Here is a 1,392-nt window from a genome sequence, read left to right as displayed (position 1 = left end):
GACTTCCGTGAGCGCAGTGTGGCACCCTTTTCCTGGCCTGAAGCCGTGGGAGCGGTCGGAGAACTGCGGCTCGTAATACGCTTCCAGTAGGGAGCGGATCACTTCTTGCAGCAGTTTGTCCGACCATGAAGGCGGACCTAAAGGCCGACGTTTTGCGGGCGATCCCTTCTTGTCGATGTATACACGTCGCGCCGGGGTCCACCGATATCGCTCATACCGCAGCGCATCGATGATCGTCTGAATCTTCTTCAGACTCATACCGTCCACGGTCTCCTGGGTGGAGCCGGGTGTCATAGAGCCGTCATTGCGGTAGATCTTCCCGTAGGCCCGCAAGTACAACTCTGGGTTGAACAAGTGCCGGTACAGCCTCTCCAGTGGCAATCCTCTCTTGCCGCGTTCGTGGATGATCTCCATCAGGGCTTCGGCTCTCTGCATTACGCGTACCTTGCCTCTCTGGATATCGTGGACACCTGTGCCACTTGGCCCTGTGAGCGGCTCTCCCGCTCTCCTTGGTGGGGCGTTACTCCCACGACTACTACTGGCACTCCGTCACCATAGGGCTCGCGCCCCTTAGGTGATCCCGAATTCCTCTTGCGTTGGACGTATCGAGCGTGACGTAGGCGGCCTGTCCGTTCCCTTGAGTGAGCTCGTTGCCCACCGTCCATCAGCCGGAAGGGTTGGGGCGAAGCAAAGGGGATTCGCCTGATGCTGATGGCTCCGCTCCGGACGTTGTATGTCGGAGGATGCACATTTCCATCCCTGGGAACTTGGCTTCAAACAGTCTGGTCTTCGCCATATCACACGGACCTTGCGCGGCAGCGCCATAAACGCCTTCACAACGCTCCACGCTTTCCCGCCATGCTGTTGTCCCCTCGCGCTTTCGCGTCCAGGTAAGGCGGGTAGTCCAGAGGCTTCTCCTTCCGAACCTCTACTCTCTGAGAGAGTGATCCAACGCCGAGTTAGACGGCGCAACTTCGCCCTGCGGACGGCCTTCCCGTCCTCCTTGGTCGGGCGTTAATCCGACGACTACTACGAGGCCTCTGTCACCATAGGGCTCGCGCCCCTTAGGTGATCCCACGTTCGTCTCTGTCATACGTCATAGCGCGATTTAGGTCCCCCACTCATCCCCTTGAACTCCCTCATTGGGAGTCGCTCCACGCCCCGGAGGTTGCGCCGACCCTCACGTTATATCGGCACAGGGCATGACACCGGTTTCAGACGTCTTTCCGGTGGGAGACTCCTTTGCACCTTCTGGAGATTGGGGTACAGGCAGTCTAGCTTTAACCATGTCGCGCGGGTCCCGTATCGCCTTGCTTCATACGCCTGAACACAAGCGATACTTTCCTGACATGCTACGGTTCCCTTCACTTTTCAGATCCAGGTGAGCCATTA

Annotated in this window: 1 pseudogene; it reads right to left on the bottom strand. The window is 58.4% G+C overall.

The window, feature by feature from the left end:
* Positions 1 to 435, bottom strand: a pseudogene (locus I8N67_RS41530) (maturase); the annotation flags it as partial.
* Positions 436 to 1,392 lie beyond the last annotated feature (957 nt).

This window comes from Streptomyces adelaidensis (genome assembly GCF_016598475.1).
Taxonomy (GTDB): Bacteria; Actinomycetota; Actinomycetes; order Streptomycetales; family Streptomycetaceae; genus Streptomyces; species Streptomyces adelaidensis.
Note: the sequence above shows the minus strand (reverse complement) of the source record. Positions and strands in the feature narration are given on the sequence as shown.